Source organism: Trichocoleus sp. DQ-A3, assembly GCF_039961975.1.
Taxonomy (GTDB): Bacteria; Cyanobacteriota; Cyanobacteriia; order Cyanobacteriales; family FACHB-T130; genus FACHB-T130.
In genome coordinates this window covers 17883-35720 of sequence record NZ_JAMPKC010000015.1, presented here as the reverse complement: position 1 = coordinate 35720, position 17838 = coordinate 17883, and the positions used below count along the sequence as shown (strand labels likewise).

The window sequence follows — 17838 nt, the reverse complement described above, 5'->3', positions numbered from 1 at the left end:
ACTGAGGACTGAGGACTGAGGACTGAGGACTGAGGACTGAGGACTGAGGACTGAGGACTGAGGACTGAGGACTGAGGACTGAGGACTGAGGACTGAGTAAGAATTTTTCCCTGCCCCCCTGTTTTGTGCCTTTCGCCTGCTTGCCTGCTTGCCTGCTCTTCCCTATAACCCCAAACTATTAAAATGAAAGCGATTATGGTCGTGGGAACCACATCCCACGCAGGAAAATCTCTACTAACCGCAGCACTTTGCCGGATTCTATCTCGGCGCGGCTGGCGAGTATCTCCCTTTAAAGCGCAGAATATGGCGCTGAATGCTTACGTAACGCCCACTGGAGGAGAAATTGGTTATGCCCAGGCAGTGCAAGCTTGGGCTGCGGGAGTAACGCCCTGGGTGGAGATGAACCCAATTTTACTCAAGCCCCAAGGGGACATGACTTCCCAGGTGATTATCAAGGGCAGATCCGTCGGGCAAGTGGGTGCTGCGGAGTACTACGAGCAGTATTTTGATATAGGTTGGCAGGCAATTGAAGAATCGCTGCAACGTCTTTCCGAAGAATTTGACTTACTGGTCTGTGAGGGAGCGGGTAGCCCAGCGGAGATTAACCTTAAGCACCGCGACATGGCGAATATGCGGGTCGCGAAGCATTTAAATGCCTCAACCTTGCTGGTCGTGGATATCGACCGGGGGGGCGCTTTTGCCCATGTAGTGGGTACTCTGGAGTTGCTGGAGAAGGAAGAACGGGCGCTGATTAAGGGGATTGTCATTAATAAATTCCGAGGACAGCGATCGCTCTTAGACTCCGGCATCACCTGGCTAGAAGAACGCACCGGCATTCCCGTTGCAGGTGTCATTCCCTGGATCGATCAAGCTTTGCCCGCCGAAGATTCCCTAGATTTGTTTGAGCGTCGCACGACCAAATCTCACAGCGATCTCACCATTGCCATCATCCGCCTTCCCCGGATTTCTAACTTCACCGATTTTGACCCCCTAGAAGCAGAATCCAGCGTTACGGTGAAATACATTAGCCCCAGAGAACCCTTGGGACATCCGGATGCCGTGATTATTCCAGGTTCCAAAACCACCATCGCTGACTTGATGCTGCTGCAAAAAACCGGCATGGCGCAGGCAATTCAAAATTACGCCGCAGCAGGCGGTACTATTCTGGGAATCTGCGGCGGTTTCCAGATGCTAGGCAAATTTTTAGCCGATCCTGAAGGAATTGAAGGTGAAACCGGACGTTACAAAGGTCTGGAATTGTTACCCGTAAAAACCGTAATTACCGCCCAAAAAATTGCCCGCCAACGACTCGTAACTTCTAACTATCCTCAAACTGGTTTACCCGTCGCCGGTTATGAAATCCATCAAGGGCGCACGCGGCTGTTGGATTCAGAGGAAGGAATGGGGGCATCCGGACACGCACCCAAGCAATACTCCTACAAAACCCTATTTGACGATCCGAGTTTAGGGATTGTCGATGCTACTCAATCCGTTGTGGGCACTTATCTCCACGGTCTTTTTGATAATGGCCCTTGGCGAAGAGCCTGGTTAAATCACCTACGGCAGCAACGGGGACTTCCATCTCTCCCCACAGGCGTCGCCAACTACCGCGAACACCGAGAAACCATTCTGGATTCGCTGGCAGATACGGTGGAAGCTCACCTAGATTTAAACCCTATTTTGTCTTAAGGCATGGGTAATGGGTCATTGCTTTTCACCCATTACCCATTAGCAAATACCCATTACCCATTACCAACTACTGATGAGCGTAAGTGTACTTTTTTTACCTGACGAGATTGCGGTTGACGCTGAGGTAGGAGAAGCGTTATTACAGGTAGCAGAACGGGCTGGGGTGTTCATTCCCACCGGGTGCCTGATGGGTTCGTGTCACGCCTGCGAAGTGGAGGTAGCGGACGGACATACCATCTGTGCTTGTATCACAGCAGTACCGGCAGGGTGCGAACAATTAACAATCAATCTCTACGTTGACCCCGCCTGGTAGCAAACTACACACAGGGTTGGGCCGTTAATGGAATATTTGCTTTACGGATTAGCAGTCTATGGGTTGCTAGTAGCGTGCCGCTACTTGATTTTTTTTCAGCGACTTTTAGGCTTGACTCTACAGTACATCGATTACGAAATTCGGAGCGGCGAGGAAATCCCTACTTATATCAAAGATTTATTTGAGATTCCGTTGCCAGAACTTGAAAAGCTAGGGTTTCAGTTCCATTCCTATTTCAGCTTTAATGACATTTACCTGGATGTCTCGAAAAGCTGGGGGATGGTGCTATACAACGAGGCATTTAAAACATTCGCTAATGTAAACATTCGTAGCCTACCGGAATCGGTGAGGCTGTTTACGATCGAGTTTCTTACCTTTTTTGAGGATGGTCTCCTATTACACACGATGAATGGACAGGCTTTCGGGGTGATTGGAGAAATACCCAATACCATTCTCCAAGATCCTTACGCGGTGGAAACCCAAGAGCAGTGGCAAGTCCATCAAGGCAAGCTTGAGCATTTGGCACTTGCAAAAACGCCCGTCGCGATGTCATCAAAAGCGTTTATTGAGAGATTGCGATCGCATCATGTCACCTACATAGACAGCTTGGTGAAATCAGGGCAGCTGTCACCGATTAGAGGAACGGAACTGCTAGAACTCAATCTCAGTGCTGCGATGAAAACAGCTATCAAGATGGGGCGGGATAGCGGCAAGTATACAACTCTGGTCAAAAAGTGGACGCAAAAGGCAAAAACAGAACCCTATCGGTATGTGGAGATTCCTTCGGCGGTGGAAGTGGAGGGATTCCGCCGCATGGAACGAATCGAACGGGGACGTGCCAGAAAGGGGATAAAGTCGTGGTTGTTGCTTGGCAGTTTGGTCGTGTTTGCTATCTCGTTCACGCCATTTTTCGACTTGCAGACACTGCTGATTCTCATCGGCGTCCTGTTTTTGCACGAACTAGGGCACTTTTTGACGATGAGAGGCTGTGGCTATAAAGATACATCGATTTTCTTCTTGCCCTTATTTGGTGCTGCGGCTTCCGGACGCAAAGACAATGCGACGATTCGGGAAAAATTTCTAGTTTTGCTGGCGGGGCCGGTTCCGGGGATAATCTTAGGAGTTGCGATCGCGCTGGCAATTCCCGATTCTCTCCAGCGTTCCCTAGGGTTGCAAGAAGTAATCAGCTTTCTGGTCATTATTAACTACTTTAATCTACTTCCTATCTTGCCCTTGGATGGAGGACGCATCCTAGATTTATTAATATTTTCCCGCCATCCCTACACCGATGTTTTGTTCAAACTTTTCGCCGTCGGGTTGCTAGTTTTTATCGGCATGAGTCCGGGGACTGGTATTTTTCTTTTCCTCGGATTTTTGATTGCGTTTAGCATCCCTGCTAGCTTTCGCAGTGCCAAGATTCTGAAGATCCTGCGGCGAGAACTGCCCCAATCAACTGACGATTCTGATAGCGTACTGATGGCTATTTTCCTGACGCTCAAAAAGTCTGGTTACGGTTCCCTACCGTTTGCTCAGAAGTACAGAATGGTCAAAGATATTGCCCAACGCTGTCGGGAATCCCATTCCAGTTGGGGAACCAGGCTGTTGTTGTTAGGCGTGTATTTGATGTGCTTATTTGGCGGATTGGTGATTGCGTTTGTCACGCTGCTACCGCAAAGTTCTTGAACCGCGAAGATGGAAAATGCGATCGCATTTGCGTTTTTTTCTTAATATCTCCCTCTAAAATCTCTCTCAGCTTTTAAGAAGGGGTGATTACTACTAAGTATTCCCTTGGGATTTAATCGCGTATTCTCGAAACCGATCCAAATCAGCTTGAATCGTGGATTCGACAACGCGCCCCAGGAAGAGATTATCCATTAACCTGCCCAACCAGCCTGGAATGGCGTAAGCCACCGTTAGCTTAACAATGCTACTGCCGTGCCGGTCATAAAAGCGAATCGCACCCCGATTGGGTAATCCACCAACAGATTCCCATTGGATAATCTGGTTAGGCACCTTTTTGACGATACGGGCAAGCCAAGTGAATTCTAAGCCACCCGTGGCAAGTTTCCAGCGCGACAAGGTTGGGTCATTATCCAGAACTGTAACCGAGTCAATCCACTTCATCCATCGAGGCATTTGCTCCAGATCGGACCAAAGGTTCCACACCTCATCAATGGGAACCGGCACCTCTACCTGCACGCTATGCTCTAGCCACTCAGCCATTTACTTCTTTTCTTCCTCTGCTATAGCCGCGTTTTTGCGGTTTATTCGTCTAAACCGCCGACAGTTGGCTCTTACCCTTTATTTCCTGCACATTTTCTAAAATCGCTTTTGCTGCCTGACGCCCAGACAGGGTTGCCCCTTCCATACTATCGATGTAATCTTGCTGAGTATAGCTACCTGCAAGGAAGAAATTGGCGATTGGCGTCTTCTGAGGAGGACGATAGGGGTCCATGCCAGGGGCTTCGCGATAGAGAGACTGAGCCAGCTTCACCACACTGTACCAAGTCATGTTCAAATCGCGGGAGGAAGGGAATAGCTCGTGTACTTGCTTGAGGACGTGTTGAGCGATCGCTTCGTTACTTTCCTTGATAAACGGATCTCCCGGCGTTAGCACCAACTGCAACAGCGAACCTTGTCCTTCGCGGTAATAATCAGAGGGACTCGTTAAAGCTAAATCTGCAAAGCAGGAAAAGTCGGCATCCGCTGTATAAAGCAGATTATCAATTCCGGCAGCATGATGCACTTGGTGTCTTTCTTCGGCATCGTGCAACTCAGTCACCCAGCCATCAAACCGCAGCTGCACTGTCGCGACGGGCACTGTATCCAGCTTATAAATATTGTCAAATTCCGACCATTGACGCCACGCTTGCGGCAAAACGCGCTGAATTCCGGGCACGTCGCAGGCGCAGACATAAGCATCGGCGGTGATGGTTTCTTCAGTTTCGCCTTTAGCAATCAGTAAGCCAGTTACTCGCGTCTCATTGCCTTCGCCAGTATATTGAATTTCTCTTACCCGGCGACGAGTGTGAATTTTCGCGCCTCGGGCTTCTATGTATTCAATAATCGGCTTGTGCAGATACTCGGAGGGAGAACCTTCCAGCATTCGCAGCACCGATGCCTCGGTTCTAGCAGCAAACATCTGAAAGATGGTCAGCATACAACGAGCAGAAATATTTTCGCAATCGATGAATCCAAGTGCATAAGCAATTGGGTTCCACATCCGCTTGATGCTGCCATTACTGCCACCGTGACTGCGAAACCAATCGGCAAAGCTAATTTTATCGAGAGCGCGAATTGTTTTCATCGAACCCTCGAAGTCTACCAAGCCGCGCACGATGGTACTGCTGCCAAGGGCGATCGCATTCTGTACTTTATCCTGCAACGACAGCTGCGATGTTGTGAAAAATGCTTTTAATCCGTTGAAAGGCGCACCCGTGATGAAGCGGAAATCCAAGGCACCTGTGACGCCGCCTTGATTGATAAAGGTGTGGATATGTTCTTTCAGGCGCAAATTGTCACCTGCCCCCACCTTCTTCATCAATTCAAATAGCTGGTAGTAGTTCCCAAAAAAGACGTGCAATCCCATCTCAACGTGATTGCCGTCGGCATCCACCCAACTGCCGACCTTACCCCCCACAAACGGACGAGACTCAAAGATTTCGACTTCGCAACCGGCATCGACTAAATCGACTGCCGCTGCCATTCCAGCCAATCCTGCCCCGACGATTGCAACCCGCATGCCATCTGTCCTTCTCAATTTCTTTACAAAGTTTAACAGGTGACAGCAGAAGATTACCGATTTTCATCGCCTGGATTAAGGAATTGGGTATTGGCGATCGCTCACGGCGAATTCCCCATCTCCTCTAGCCCTTTGCCGCTTTACTCGAACTCAAACTGGGGCATCAGCTGGAGCATCCCCAATCCTAAATCTTTACTAGAGAGCGATCGCGCTTCAAATAAAGCCATCATGTCGCCTAGCTGAGGATTTCCCCTAGATGCGCCTTTTAGCCCCCTAGCCACAATCAAGCCGCAGTAGCCTTTGGTTTTCTTACAACGCTGATCCCATTTGCGACGAGCTTCGCTATGAATCGGATCGTCTTCTTGAAATTCTCCAAACAGGTACATATTGCCATTTTCTGTTTGGAGAATTCCCAAGTCATAGCGATCACCTTCAAAAGGATCTTCTCCCGGATTAAAGCAAATTCCCTTTAACCCTCCCGCGCTTTGGATTTGCTCAATCAATTCCTTTGCCTTGGGACGGGAAGTTTGAATCAAAACCACTGGCATTCCCTCTCCCGCCGCGATCGCTTCCTTCGCTTGATAGCAATCAACGGTTTTACGCAGCAACTCTACTTTCTCCCAAGTCATCATCCCCAAGCTGAGGAAAGAATCTTTGGGCACTAAGTCATCCCGCAGGGGCAGCATCATCTCTTCGAGATCGCTGTCTTCCTCCTCTGCCAACCCTGCCACCTCTGCCATGTCAAACAGTTCCGTCGCCACATCGGGAACCGTTGCCACCTTAACGGGAATCGATTTTTGCAGATCCGCCTCTAGCGGCGCGGCGATGCGGTAGCGTTTGCTCAAGGTAGGGAATTTCTCTGCTGCCAGCTGCCGATTGGATGCTCGGAAAAAGCGATGGAGGGCTTCGAGTGCCACGTAAACTGCGATCGCTTCTTCCTCATATAAAAAGGGTCGCATCCCCTCTAACGGATGCACATTTCCGAAATTGGGTTGAATTTCTGAAAGCGGCAAGTCAGCTAAATCAATGCCTTCGTCCTCTTCATCTTCGTCTAAGGAATCTTCAGCCTGCTCGAAGGTGACAAACAAGCAATCTTGCCCTAAAAATGCTTCTTCTAGCTCCTCAAAAGACTCTTTTGCCAAAACCGACGAGCGAAACCGTTTCAGAGAGTCCAGAGAGCGATACAACAAAATGCCGTACTCCATGCCCAGCATCCCCATCACCGAGGCGTACAGCGTCTCCACATCCCACTGATTTAGCTCAATTGAGATAATCTGGTGATCGGCAAGCAGTTCCCAAGGTGCATCGTCCCAAATCTCATAAGCTTTTTGCACCAGTAACTCGGCATATTCAGGCGGTAGTTTGGGGGGGCGAGTGCTGGTGATTTCTTGGAACCCGCGAAATAGTTCGTCAATCAGGGGCAGTTCTGGTACATAATCAACAGCAATGTCTAGATCCTGGAGAACACCCCGCAGGTAGAACTGAAGTTCTCTGTGTCGGACTACAATTTTCTGAGGACGGGATGGCTTGGCAGGGCTGTGGGGATGTTCCATTGCTCGCAGCAGGGCGCGAACAACGGCTTCCGGCCCAGTCTCGGAAGTTACGACATCCATCGCTCGAACCATTCCTTCGACGCCATCCACCCAAACAATGCATTCGCTGTCTGTCTGAGTATCCGACTCTAAGCTTTGCGCCATCCCAGCAGATAATCGACGGCGATCGCCTTCCCAGACGCTAGGAATTTGTTGTAAAGTTTGCAGCCGACGAGACGTGGAGCGAGTGAGAACAGACATAGACTATGCCAACTGGGGGAACAACACACCGTGCGCTTTGTAGATCCTCATTTTAAATACTAATCGCCTCTCTGCCGTCCTCCTCTAAACGAATGCTTGGCAGTGATGAAAGCACCACAATACAATCCTTGCGCGATCGCTCTATCTAACCCCAACGCCTAATCGTTAACATAAATAATAAAAAGCTTTTCGCTTCGCCGGTCTGCGGTTAAGTTAAGAATCTTCGATAAAATTGACCTAGTGGACTGGCTTCCTCAAGTCGTCTAGATAAAACACCAAATTAGGAGTCGAGAGCGCCATGACACAAGCTACTCAATCGCAAAAACGCGGTATCCAATTAAGCGAATCTGCCCTCAAACACGTTCTCTCTCTGCGGGAGAAACAAGGCAAGGATCTGTGCCTGCGAGTTGGCGTCCGCCAAGGTGGCTGCTCTGGAATGTCGTACATGATGGATTTTGAAGAGCCTAGTCAAATTCGGGACAACGATGAAGTCTACGACTACGATGGCTTCAAAATTGTCTGCGATCCCAAGAGTATGCTATACCTCTATGGTCTGATGCTGGACTATAGCGATGCCATGATTGGCGGTGGCTTCCAATTTACAAACCCCAATGCTGCTCAAAGCTGTGGCTGCGGTAAGTCATTTGGAGTCTAAGTCATTTGCATTTGGTGTCTAAGTTCAAGCTTGGCCTACAGTTTGTAAAAACTTCTGATTGGAAAGCAGGTATCCCGCCTGCTTTCCAGATAAGGGTGGATTCAACCCCCCATTGCCCCGTAAAATAACGCATCCGGCGAAGAGAGTGTCGCTATCTAGCCCGCCATCCGCTACGCGATCGCTAACATCTTTCATCTTTCAGAAATGACCGAGCCAATTAACGACCTTTTTGACAATGGCCTAGAACGCTATAAAGCGGGAGAAGGCCCGGATACTTTGCTTCCTGTTTTCAAGGATATTTGCGATCGCGCCCCCAAACTTACTGCTGCCTGGATTTGTCTATCCTGGCTGTATCTATTAGACGATCAAGCCACTCTGGCCTACAAAGCCGCTCAAAAAGCTGTTAAGTTAAATCCCCAAGATCCCCAGGCTCACATTAACCTAGTTCTGGCAATGCTTGAAGAAGGGAAAACTGGCGTCCGGCAACACATTGAAGAGGCTCAGCGATCTCTGGCGATTAATCCAGAATTACGCCCCGATATCCAAGAAAGTATTGAGGATGGATTAGCCAGAAAACCCGACTGGAAGGGTTTAAACCGGGTAAAAAACTGGTTGTTTACCTAATTGGAAATTGTCCTCAGAATCCCTAACTTTGAAAGTAAAATATTGAAAAAGTTAGGGCTTTTCAGGATATAATTATTGAATTAAATCTGAATAATATATTTTAAAAAATGGAATATTAACCGTTATAAAAAAACAAAACTATTCCATTATAAAAGTATACCAGTTGTGGACGAAGAGGAAGATAAAATAGGTACAATATTTTGTAAATCGCATTAATAAATCATAGTTAGATGCGCCGCTTAGAAACAAAAACAAAGCGCCCTCGCTATACTAATTTGGGATATCTAATCTCACGATCGCCCTGAGATTAGCACCGCATCAATCAATTCTTTTGTTTTAGTTCTTTTTTTTGAGATTTCCTCCATGTTGCCTTCAAGGACACCCTTAATCGGTCTCTCGGCAGATAAATTTCGCCATCCCTTAGATTTAGAAGCGACTAACGCCTTAAAACAACTGCCGGGAATGGATATCCTGGTCAGAAATCTGCTTGGTCCCCTCGCAGAACAGTTTTTTTATTTGGAAAATATAGCGGCGGGCGTCCTCGTAGGCGAACAACAACTGCCTCATCTGCATAAACTGCTGTTAGAAGCGTGCCAAATATTAGATTTGGAACCCCCGCAACTGTATGTCCGTTCCTCACCCACGCCAAACGCCTACACCTTTGCCATGCGAGGAAAGCAGCCATTTATTGTGTTGCACACCTCTTTAATCGATTTGCTGACACCCGAAGAGATTCAGGCAGTCATCGCCCACGAACTGGGACACCTAAAATGCGAGCATGGAGTGTACCTAACACCCGTCAATATTATGGTGTTAGCAGCAGGATTAATTCCGACTTGGGGTGCAGCGATCGCTGAAACTTTGAGGGGACAGATGCTACAGTGGCTGCGATGTGCAGAATTTACTTGCGATCGCGCTGCACTTCTCGCCACTCAAGACTCTAAAGTCGTCAGTTCCGTCTTAATGAAACTGGCTGGAGGTTCACCCATTCTTGCGCCGCAGCTGAATCTGGAAGCCTTTTTAGATCAAGCCAGAGCTTACGACGATATCAGTAAAAATCAGCTGGGTGAAATGCTCAAACAAGCGCAGACAGCCCAACTCAGCCACCCAGTACCCGTCCTGCGGGCGCGGGAAATTGACCGTTGGGCTAGCAGTCAAGAATATCAAGCCTTGCTACAACAGCATTCGATAGGCTATAATAGTGAAGCTAAACCCAAGGGCGGGTGGCGAAATTGGTAGACGCATCAGACTCAAAATCTGACGATCGTGAGATCGTGAGAGTTCGATTCTCTCCCTGCCCACTCTTTACACAAGAGAACGACCATGACTCAACGACTCAAGCGGTGGGAATCTCCCCGCCGAGAGGGACGAAACGACAAAGGGAAAGGTGGCTCCGCCAGGGCAAGACAGATTAGAAAGCAACAGAAGATGTTGCGGAAGAAGCTAAAAGACCAGGGCGCATCTGAAAATCGTCAAGATTCGAGGAGAGGGAAGTTAATCTTCCCTCTCTTTTTTTATGCATAATTCCAGTTAAGTTAGACCTTGAGAAATGGGAATCTCAATCCAAAACTCCGCTCCTTGTCCTGGTTTGGAGACACATTTTAAAGTGCCACCGTGCTTTTCCACCACAATTTGATAACTGATGGATAATCCCAGACCTGTACCTTTCCCTACAGGTTTAGTCGTAAAGAAGGGATCAAATAGGCGAGCTTTTACTGGCTCGGTCATCCCTGGGCCGTTATCAGCAATCCGAATCAAAACATAAGGGTCAGGAAGGGATTTCCCACGTCCCACTTCAGTCCGAATGGTAATGATTCTCGGTTCGGGCTGCGTTTCTAGGGCATCAATCCCATTGTTGAGCAGGTTCATAAACACTTGATTGAGCTGTCCCGCGTAGCATTCCACCAGCGGTAGATTGCCATACTCTTTAACAATTTCAATGCTGGGATAGTTGGGGGCGGCTCTCAGTCGATTTTGCAAGATCAGGAGGGTGCTATCAATCCCTTCATGAATATCCACTGCCTTCATGGCGGCTTCATCCAAGCGCGAGAAATTCCGCAGCGATAGAACAATCTGACGGATGCGGTCAGTCCCCATCTTCATCGAACCCAGGATTTTCGGGAGGTCTTCTACCACAAAATCAAGGTCAATCGCCTCGATTTCATCTTGAATTTCCGGAACTGGATTGGGATAGTGCTGCTTGTAAAGCTGGAGGAGATTCAGTAAATCTTGGCTGTATTGATTTGCGTGGGTGAGGTTGCCGTGGATGAAGTTGACAGGATTGTTGATTTCGTGAGCAACACCAGCAACCATCTGACCGAGGCTGGACATTTTTTCACTTTGAATCAGATGACTTTGAGTTTGTTGCAACTGGTGCAAAGTTTGCTGTAGCTGGTGAGCTTTTTCTTGAGCTTGCTGTGCAGAGTCTTGAGCTTGCGTGTAGAGTTCGGCTTGGAAAAGCGCGATCGCGAGTTGGTCAGTTACCGCTTGCAGCAGTTCCACCTCCGAGCCACTCCAAGACCGAGAACCACGATGATGGATGCAACTGACCACACCAATCTCACCAGAAGGAGCTTGAATTGGCAGCGATAGGATAGCATTGTAGCCCGAAGCACTATAGAGTTCCTGTTCGGCTGGATCGCTGGCGTTTGCAAGATCGTCAACTTGGAGGATTTCCAAGTTGGTGAACTTCTGAGTTAGCGAACTTGCTGGGGCTGGGTATTGACCCAGCAAGCTAGGCAGGGTAGGTATCTTCGCTTCTTTTACCACTTCCCAGACTGGTTGTTCTGCTGATGGTCGATACCAAAGAAACAGGCATCGGTCAATCTGCAACAAATTGCGGATCTCCTGCACAGCCGTTCCTAATATGGTACTGACATCAAGGGAGTTCCTGATATCGCTGGACAAACGGTTGAGCAGTGCCTCGCGTTGAGCGAGTTGTCTAAATCGTGCTTCCGAGTGTCGCAACGCCTCCTCTGCCTGTAGGCGCTTAACACCTAATGCAATCTCGTCCGCTGCAAATTCTAGCGCCCCCAGCGTAGCTTCGGTAAGCGGTTTCCGGGCAAACATGGCGATAACCCCTAATATCTGGTTTTCGATAATCAGGGGATAACCAGCGAAGGAGATCAAGCCCTCTCTTTTTGCCCAATCTTTATCAGCAACACGAGGATCGTCAATCACAGAGTTGGTCAGGTGGGGCTGGCACTCTTGGGCAATTAGGCCGATCTTGAATTGACCAACGGGTACGCGGCTATGAGAGCCATTAAGGTGGGTATACATCCCCGCACTCGCTTGCAACTCCAATACATTCTCCTCTCTGTTAAGCGTCCATAGCCTTGCAAACGCGGCATCGAGATGTTGGACTACAGCCTCGGTGCAGCGTTGCAGTATCACCTGCAAGCGATCGCCCTGAGTCAGCGCAGTGTCTACATCCGCACGAAACGCGGCTAAGCAAGCTTTCTCTGCTAGCGCTTCTTCAGCGGCTTTGCGTTCGGTTACGTCCACACCAATGCCCCAAGTGGTCCAGCCGGGAATGGGGAATCCCTCGGAGATATTCGACCATGCTACTGTTTTGACACTTCCATCTTTAGCCGTGATTTCCCATTCCCAGTTACGGTAGTTATTGCCAAGTTCAGCCCATATGGTCAGCATTGATGTGCGATAGGCGGGATCTGGATACACCCACTCCAGTGCTTTGGGATTGCCAACAATTTCCGCAGCACTGTAGCCTGCAACCCTTTCGCACTCGCGGTTCCAGACAGTGATGTTTCCGTCTGCATCGAAGGCAGTCATCATAACTGGCATATTCTGAAGAATCTGGCGCAATTGTTCTTCCCGTTGCCGCAACGCTTCCTCTGCCTGTTTGCGATCGCTGATATTTTGCGTCAACGTCATCCCCGCAAAGATTTCTCCCTGCTGGTTGGTGACGGGCAGAATTTGCAACAGATAGGTGCGATCGCCATAGGGGATTTCAGAAACCGTCATGGCACCAGCTAATGCTGCTTGATACATCGGTTCCACAGTTTCGCAGGTGTCTGGAGGAAAAACCTCCCATAGGGTTTTTCCTTCCATAAGTTCTTTGGAAAGCCCGATGGCGGCTAATTCGCTTCCATCTGCCAGCAGGTAGCGCAAGTCCTTATCAAATAAAGCCACCGAACCGTCGGGGAAATTTCGGGCAAGGGCGCGGTATAGTTCTTCGCTTTGTCGTAGGGCTTCTTCTTGTTGCTTGCGCTGGGTGATGTCTAGTCCTGTTCCAAATAGCTTGATGACCCGACCCTCAGAGTTGATAATCGGTTGCCCTTTGGAGAACATATATCCAATCGAACCATCAGGGCGCAAAGTGCGATTGTCGAATTCGTAGGGCTTGCCTTCAGTAATTGCTAGCTCAACTGCTTTTACAAAAACTTCCCGGTCATCCGGATAAATTTTTTGCACCAACTCTTCGTAAGTCGGTACGGGTTGGTTCGGCTCCATACCCCACACGCGGAATAGTTCCTCCGACCAAGCGATTTCTCCAGTCGCCAGATCGAATTCCCAACTGCCGATATGGGCAATTTTTTGAGCTTCTGCAAGTCTAGTTTCGCTTTGGCGGATGGCTTCCTCTGCCCGCTTAGCAGGAGTGATATCGCGGGCGATCGTAGAGAAAAATTCAACCTCCCCATTTTCTAATTTATGGCTCATCCATACCTGGGAGATAGGAACCTCTCTGCCATCCCGGTGCTGCAACGCTGATTCGCCACTCCAAATACCTTCTCTGACAACAGTCTGCCACCCTTCGTTCAGAATCCCGTCGATGACTGAAGCTGCCATGAAATCGGGGATATACATCGTTGTGATATCCTCATTCTCGCCAATTCCTATCATTTGGCGACCGGCCTTGTTGACGTATAAGGCGCGTCCTTCTGCATTGGCGATGCCTACGAAGTCAGGTGTTGCTTCTAAGATTGCGGTCAGTCTTGCCTGAGCTTTTTCTGCCTGTTTACGCTCGGTAATGTCAGAAGTTAAACCATCTATACGAATAGCTTTCCCGGTTTCATCGTAAATCACCCGGCTCTTGTCACGAACCCAACGAACTTCGCCATCGGGTCGGAGAATTCGGTACTCTATGTCACCGCTGCCCTCGACTATAACCTGACGGTTGTATTCAAAGGCGCGATCGCGATCTTCGGGGTGAATGCTATCAAACCACACTTGGGGGTTGTCAAAGAAATCTTGTCTTGGGCGTTGATAAACACTCTCGGTCGCTGGGTTGAGGTAAAGCACTTCAAAGGTGCTGGCTGAAACAGACCACACCACGTCTTTCAGCGAATTTAGAATGCTGTTGAGCCGCGACTCGCTTTCGCTCAGAGCTGCCTCGGCTTGCTTGCGATCTGTGATATCGGTGGACAGACCATCCATGCGGGTAGCAGTACCGTGCTCGTCATAAATCATCCAGGCTCGACTGTAAACCCATCGCACTTCGCCATCGGGTCGGATAATTCGGTACTCCAGTTCACCATTGCCCTCTTGCATAACCCTGTGGTTATAGGCAAGGGCGAGTTCGCGATCTTCTGAATGAATAACCTCCAGCCAGAGGTTGGAGTTGTTGAAGAACTCCGAGTAAGACCGCCCATAAAACTTCTCAGCCACTGGGTTCATAAACAGCGTTTTATAGGTGGTGGCTGAAATAGACCACACCAAATCTTTAAGGCAATTTAGAATACTGTTGAGTCGTAACTCACTCTGTTGTAAAGCCGCTTCTACTTCCTTGCGCTCGGTGATGTCGTGCATCGCCACGACTGCACCTAGTTTTTTTCCTTGAGCATCAACGATCGCTTGTCCGCTAGCTAGTAAGGTGCGGATTTTTCCTTGCTTCGGGGCGATGATCATTTCTACTTCCCGAACCGTCTCTCCCCGAAACGCTCTAAACAACGGAATATCTTCCGTTTTCATCAGTGTTTTCCCATCAGGCAGATATAAATCGAAATGTTCAGCCCATTGCTCGGCAGGAAGAGCTTGTTCCGGCAACCCATGAAACTCTTGTGTCGCTCGATTAAATAGCGTTAAAACTCCATTGGCGTCACAAGCGACAATGCCGTCTGCCAAGTTATTGAGCAATGCATTTAAGAATTCTCTTTCTTTGTATAAAGCTTTCTCTGCCCGCTGGCGCTCAGTTATTTCGTCTTCTAGCTGCTGGAGGGTATGCCTTAATTGGGCGGTGCGTTCCTCGACTCGGATTTCGAGGGCTTCATTCGCCTGTTTGAGTGCTGACTCTGCTAACTTGCGATCGCTGATATCAACGAAGGTGACAACAGCCCCTTTGATTTCCTCACCCTCAAAAATCGGATAAGCCGAATATTCGGCAGCAAAAGCAGCTCCATCCCGCCGCCATAGAACTTCGTTGTCAATCCGGCAACTGTTCCTGTTGCGAACAGCACAAAAAATCGGAGACTCAACACTGGGATAGAAGGAGCCATCGGGGCGACTGTGATGGATTAACTCGTGCATATCCTTGCCCATCACTTCATCCGGCTGGTATCCCAGCATCTGAGCCGCCGCTTTGTTGATGAAGGTACAACGTCCCTGTAAATCTATGCCGTAGATGCCTTCCCCGGTCGATTGCAGCAGCAATTGGATGTGATTAGCTAATTGCGATCGCTCTTGTTCGGTTCGGTGACGTTCGGTGATGTCTTTCATAAAACAGTGATGACCGATAAATCGCTGCTCTTGGTCGTAATCGCAGATCATCACCACTTGCTTATAAAAAATAGAGCCATCTTTACGGATGCCTCTCGTTTCAGCTTCTACCTTGCCATCCACCAACATTTTGTGGTAAGCAGCGATCAGCTTGTCGATCTCTTCCGGATGAACCGTTCGCTGCCATTCCATGCCAATCATTTCTTCAGGTTCGTAACCCGCTGCATTGGCGTAGGCTTTATTAACGGTAACGTAGCGCCCTTGAGTGTCTAGCCGGGAAATTCCTTCGACGGCATTCTCCAAGACAGCTCTTAAATTGAGGAGTTTTTCTTCAGCCGCTTTGCGATCGCTAATGTCACGAGCCACTGCATACAGCAAACCTTCTTCAGTGGAGACCGCAGAAGTCCATAATAGCCATTTATAGGAGCCGTCTTTGCATCGGTAGCGGTTCTCAAAAGAGATTGTTTCCGCGCCTGTAGCAAGCTTCTGCGCTTCGGTGATGGTTGCTTCCCAATCTTCCGGGTGAACCAACTCCATAAACGATTGGCTTAAGAGTTCTTCCTTCGTAAAACCCAGAGTTTTTTCCCAGGCAGGGTTCAGGTGCTTGAAGTAGCCATCAAGTCCGGCGATACAAAGCAGATCCAGCGAGAGATTGAAGAAACCCGCCTCTGCCCACTCGTATCCGTTTAGGCTCTTTCCTTTGTCGCGATTGTGAGTCAACACTTTGGTTTACTTCCTTCGTCTCAGATGGAACTGAACTTAGTTTTCCCATAAACCGAACTAAAAGTTGCCGCGATCGCACACTTAATGAATGTTTAGGGAACAGAGCCGACTTGCCAAATTTTAATGGTTCTGTCAAACCCCCCACTCGCCAGAGTTCGCCCGTCAGGACTAAAGGCAACCGATTTCACCCAATCGGAATGTCCGACCAGCAAAGCAATCAGTTCGCCCGTTCTCAAGTTCCACAAGCGGACTCCATCCTGACTCGCGGTAGCCATAACTTGTCCAGAAGGAGCGATCGCGATCGCCCGAATCCAACCTGTATGCCCTGAAAGGGTGTAAAGCAATCGTCCGCTATTAAAATCCCAGACTTTGATGGTGCGATCGTAGCTGCCACTGATCAGCGTACTTCCATCCGGCGTGAACGCTAAAGTACTGATTGCACCGCTATGTCCCGACAATGAGTCAAGAAATCTTCCATTCTGGAGATCCCAGACCTTAATCGCAGTATCTTTGCCGCCGCTTGCTAGAATCTCCCCATTGGGATTTGGGGCAACTGCATAAGTTTGGTTATCGAAACGCACCAGGTTGTAAATCGGGCGCTGCGTTCTCAAATTCCAGACTCGAATCCCATCCAAAGCACCCGTCACCAGCATTTCACTATCCGAGGTAATCGCCGCTGACAGAATATTACTCGTATGATCCAGAAAAGTCCGGGTATATTTTCCAGTCTTCCAATTCCATAAATTCAGCGAGGAGTCATTGCTGCAACTCGCCAGAATTTCTGAATTAGGACTCATCGCAAGGGTCATCACTGCCTGACTATGCGCCCTGAGGCTACCCACTTCTTTCCAACTTCTCACCCACCAAAATTTTATTCTGCCGTCATTGTCGCTCCCCCCGCTGATCAGAAATTTTCCATCAGGGGTGAAGGTCAAGGAATCAATTGTCGCGTTGTGACCCTTGAGGGTGCGGAGGAGTTGAACGTTTCTCCAAGCTTCAGGAGGCAGGTTTTGGGCTGGGGCAGACGGAACAGCTTCAGCTTCCTGGATTATTGTTTTGGCGGCGGCTGGGAGAGGCTGACTGGCAAGGGCGAAACAATAAAAGCTAAAAGGTAAAAATGCAAAACTCAGAATTTTTTCTTTGTATAAATGCCTTTTGACTTTTGCCTTCCGAGCCGGAGGTTTCATGGTGCTGATTGAATATTGGGGCAGATAGTATGATCGATGTGGTGAGCGGGCGGTCGGTCTTGCCAACCAGAGATTAACCCTTCTAGCTCGCTCTTGAGGATTTCTAGCGATTCAATTTGTTCTGCGATCGCCTCTACTTTCGCGTGCAGAAGCTGCTTCAAGGCACCGCAGGGTAACTGCCCCCGATCGTGAACTGTTAAAATTTCTTGAATCTCGCTGAGAGTGAGTCCGAGTGCTTGCGATCGCTTAATGAATGCCAGCCGATTGACAATCTCACGATTAAAAAGACGATAGCCGGAAGGTGTCCGCTTCACCGTTGGTGCTAACAGACCAATATCTTCGTAATAGCGAATGGTTTTGACAGGCAGACCACTCCGAGCGGCAACTTCACCGATTTTAAGCCATTCAATTGAAACAGAAGTGCCAATCATGGTTTT

The 17838-nt window shown here is 48.9% G+C and carries 14 protein-coding genes and 1 tRNA gene; 8 read left to right on the top strand and 7 right to left on the bottom strand.

The features are described 5' to 3' along the window. Positions 1-183 precede the first annotated feature (183 nt). The 3 genes from cobQ to NDI44_RS19555 all read left to right on the top strand — a co-directional run bounded on the left by cobQ (position 184) and on the right by NDI44_RS19555 (position 3685). Positions 184-1689, top strand: coding sequence for a cobyric acid synthase CobQ (gene cobQ, locus NDI44_RS19565; protein ID WP_190410966.1), 1506 nt, complete (start codon positions 184-186; stop codon positions 1687-1689). Positions 1690-1762: 73 nt separating this feature from the next. Next, a complete protein-coding gene (locus NDI44_RS19560; RefSeq protein WP_190410965.1) occupies positions 1763-2002 on the top strand; it encodes a 2Fe-2S iron-sulfur cluster-binding protein in 240 nt (79 codons plus the stop codon). Between the two features lie 27 nt (positions 2003-2029). Next, positions 2030-3685, top strand: coding sequence for a site-2 protease family protein (locus NDI44_RS19555; RefSeq protein ID WP_190410964.1), 1656 nt, complete (start codon positions 2030-2032; stop codon positions 3683-3685). 93 nt (positions 3686-3778) lie between these two features. On the opposite strand, the gene NDI44_RS19550 is transcribed toward NDI44_RS19555, so the two are convergent. The 3 genes from NDI44_RS19550 to NDI44_RS19540 form a co-directional block, all read right to left on the bottom strand. Beyond that, positions 3779-4225, bottom strand: coding sequence for an SRPBCC family protein (locus NDI44_RS19550; protein ID WP_190410963.1), 447 nt, complete (start codon positions 4223-4225; stop codon positions 3779-3781). Positions 4226-4274: 49 nt separating this feature from the next. Next, on the bottom strand, positions 4275-5744 hold the full coding sequence (gene zds, locus NDI44_RS19545) for a 9,9'-di-cis-zeta-carotene desaturase (RefSeq protein ID WP_190410962.1): 1470 nt from the start codon (positions 5742-5744) through the stop codon (positions 4275-4277). 140 nt (positions 5745-5884) lie between these two features. Then, the gene (locus tag NDI44_RS19540; protein WP_190410961.1) at positions 5885-7537 is read right to left on the bottom strand and encodes a hypothetical protein; all 1653 of its coding nucleotides are present in this window, start codon (positions 7535-7537) and stop codon (positions 5885-5887) included. 298 nt (positions 7538-7835) lie between these two features. On the opposite strand from NDI44_RS19540, the gene NDI44_RS19535 reads away from it, so the two are divergent. Then, positions 7836-8192 (top strand): iron-sulfur cluster assembly accessory protein, encoded by a 357-nt coding sequence (locus NDI44_RS19535; protein ID WP_190410960.1) that lies wholly within the window; start codon positions 7836-7838, stop codon positions 8190-8192. Positions 8193-8216: 24 nt separating this feature from the next. Here NDI44_RS19535 and NDI44_RS19530 read toward each other — a convergent pair whose 3' ends face one another. Then, complete coding sequence (locus tag NDI44_RS19530) at positions 8217-8387, bottom strand: hypothetical protein (protein ID WP_190410959.1); 171 nt, start codon at positions 8385-8387, stop codon at positions 8217-8219. Between the two features lie 9 nt (positions 8388-8396). Here NDI44_RS19530 and NDI44_RS19525 point away from each other — a divergent pair, with 9 nt between their 5' ends. The 4 genes from NDI44_RS19525 to NDI44_RS19510 all read left to right on the top strand — a co-directional run bounded on the left by NDI44_RS19525 (position 8397) and on the right by NDI44_RS19510 (position 10340). Continuing rightward, the gene (locus NDI44_RS19525; RefSeq protein ID WP_190410958.1) at positions 8397-8816 is read left to right on the top strand and encodes a hypothetical protein; all 420 of its coding nucleotides are present in this window, start codon (positions 8397-8399) and stop codon (positions 8814-8816) included. A 363-nt stretch (positions 8817-9179) separates the two neighbouring features. Continuing rightward, positions 9180-10055 carry a M48 family metallopeptidase gene (locus NDI44_RS19520; protein ID WP_190410957.1) on the top strand — a complete coding sequence of 292 codons (876 nt, stop codon included), beginning with the start codon at positions 9180-9182 and terminating at the stop codon, positions 10053-10055. After that, positions 10034-10117 (top strand) — tRNA-Leu (locus NDI44_RS19515). The genes NDI44_RS19520 and NDI44_RS19515 overlap by 22 nt, the downstream gene beginning before the upstream one ends. 22 nt (positions 10118-10139) lie before the next feature. Further along, entirely contained in the window at positions 10140-10340 is a 201-nt protein-coding gene (locus NDI44_RS19510) for a hypothetical protein (RefSeq protein ID WP_190410956.1), read from the top strand. Between the two features lie 6 nt (positions 10341-10346). Here the strand turns inward: NDI44_RS19510 and NDI44_RS19505 are convergent, their stop codons facing one another. The 3 genes from NDI44_RS19505 to NDI44_RS19495 all read right to left on the bottom strand — a co-directional run bounded on the left by NDI44_RS19505 (position 10347) and on the right by NDI44_RS19495 (position 17832). Further along, positions 10347-16214, bottom strand: coding sequence for a PAS domain S-box protein (locus tag NDI44_RS19505; RefSeq protein WP_190410955.1), 5868 nt, complete (start codon positions 16212-16214; stop codon positions 10347-10349). 92 nt (positions 16215-16306) lie between these two features. Beyond that, the gene (locus NDI44_RS19500) at positions 16307-17401 is read right to left on the bottom strand and encodes a WD40 repeat domain-containing protein (RefSeq protein WP_190410954.1); all 1095 of its coding nucleotides are present in this window, start codon (positions 17399-17401) and stop codon (positions 16307-16309) included. After that, positions 17398-17832, bottom strand: coding sequence for a heavy metal-responsive transcriptional regulator (locus NDI44_RS19495; protein ID WP_190410953.1), 435 nt, complete (start codon positions 17830-17832; stop codon positions 17398-17400). The genes NDI44_RS19500 and NDI44_RS19495 overlap by 4 nt, the downstream gene beginning before the upstream one ends. Positions 17833-17838 lie beyond the last annotated feature (6 nt).

Excerpts from the sequence above, each read along its gene's own strand:
- cobQ (WP_190410966.1), top strand. The coding sequence starts at position 184 with ATGAAAGCGATTATGGTCGTGGGAACCACATCCCACGCAGGAAAATCT.
- NDI44_RS19560 (WP_190410965.1), top strand. The coding sequence starts at position 1,763 with ATGAGCGTAAGTGTACTTTTTTTACCTGACGAGATTGCGGTTGACGCT.
- NDI44_RS19555 (WP_190410964.1), top strand. The coding sequence starts at position 2,030 with ATGGAATATTTGCTTTACGGATTAGCAGTCTATGGGTTGCTAGTAGCG.
- NDI44_RS19550 (WP_190410963.1), bottom strand. The coding sequence starts at position 4,225 with ATGGCTGAGTGGCTAGAGCATAGCGTGCAGGTAGAGGTGCCGGTTCCC.
- zds (WP_190410962.1), bottom strand. The coding sequence starts at position 5,744 with ATGCGGGTTGCAATCGTCGGGGCAGGATTGGCTGGAATGGCAGCGGCA.
- NDI44_RS19540 (WP_190410961.1), bottom strand. The coding sequence starts at position 7,537 with ATGTCTGTTCTCACTCGCTCCACGTCTCGTCGGCTGCAAACTTTACAA.
- NDI44_RS19535 (WP_190410960.1), top strand. The coding sequence starts at position 7,836 with ATGACACAAGCTACTCAATCGCAAAAACGCGGTATCCAATTAAGCGAA.
- NDI44_RS19530 (WP_190410959.1), bottom strand. The coding sequence starts at position 8,387 with ATGAAAGATGTTAGCGATCGCGTAGCGGATGGCGGGCTAGATAGCGAC.
- NDI44_RS19525 (WP_190410958.1), top strand. The coding sequence starts at position 8,397 with ATGACCGAGCCAATTAACGACCTTTTTGACAATGGCCTAGAACGCTAT.
- NDI44_RS19520 (WP_190410957.1), top strand. The coding sequence starts at position 9,180 with ATGTTGCCTTCAAGGACACCCTTAATCGGTCTCTCGGCAGATAAATTT.
- NDI44_RS19510 (WP_190410956.1), top strand. The coding sequence starts at position 10,140 with ATGACTCAACGACTCAAGCGGTGGGAATCTCCCCGCCGAGAGGGACGA.
- NDI44_RS19500 (WP_190410954.1), bottom strand. The coding sequence starts at position 17,401 with ATGAAACCTCCGGCTCGGAAGGCAAAAGTCAAAAGGCATTTATACAAA.
- NDI44_RS19495 (WP_190410953.1), bottom strand. The coding sequence starts at position 17,832 with ATGATTGGCACTTCTGTTTCAATTGAATGGCTTAAAATCGGTGAAGTT.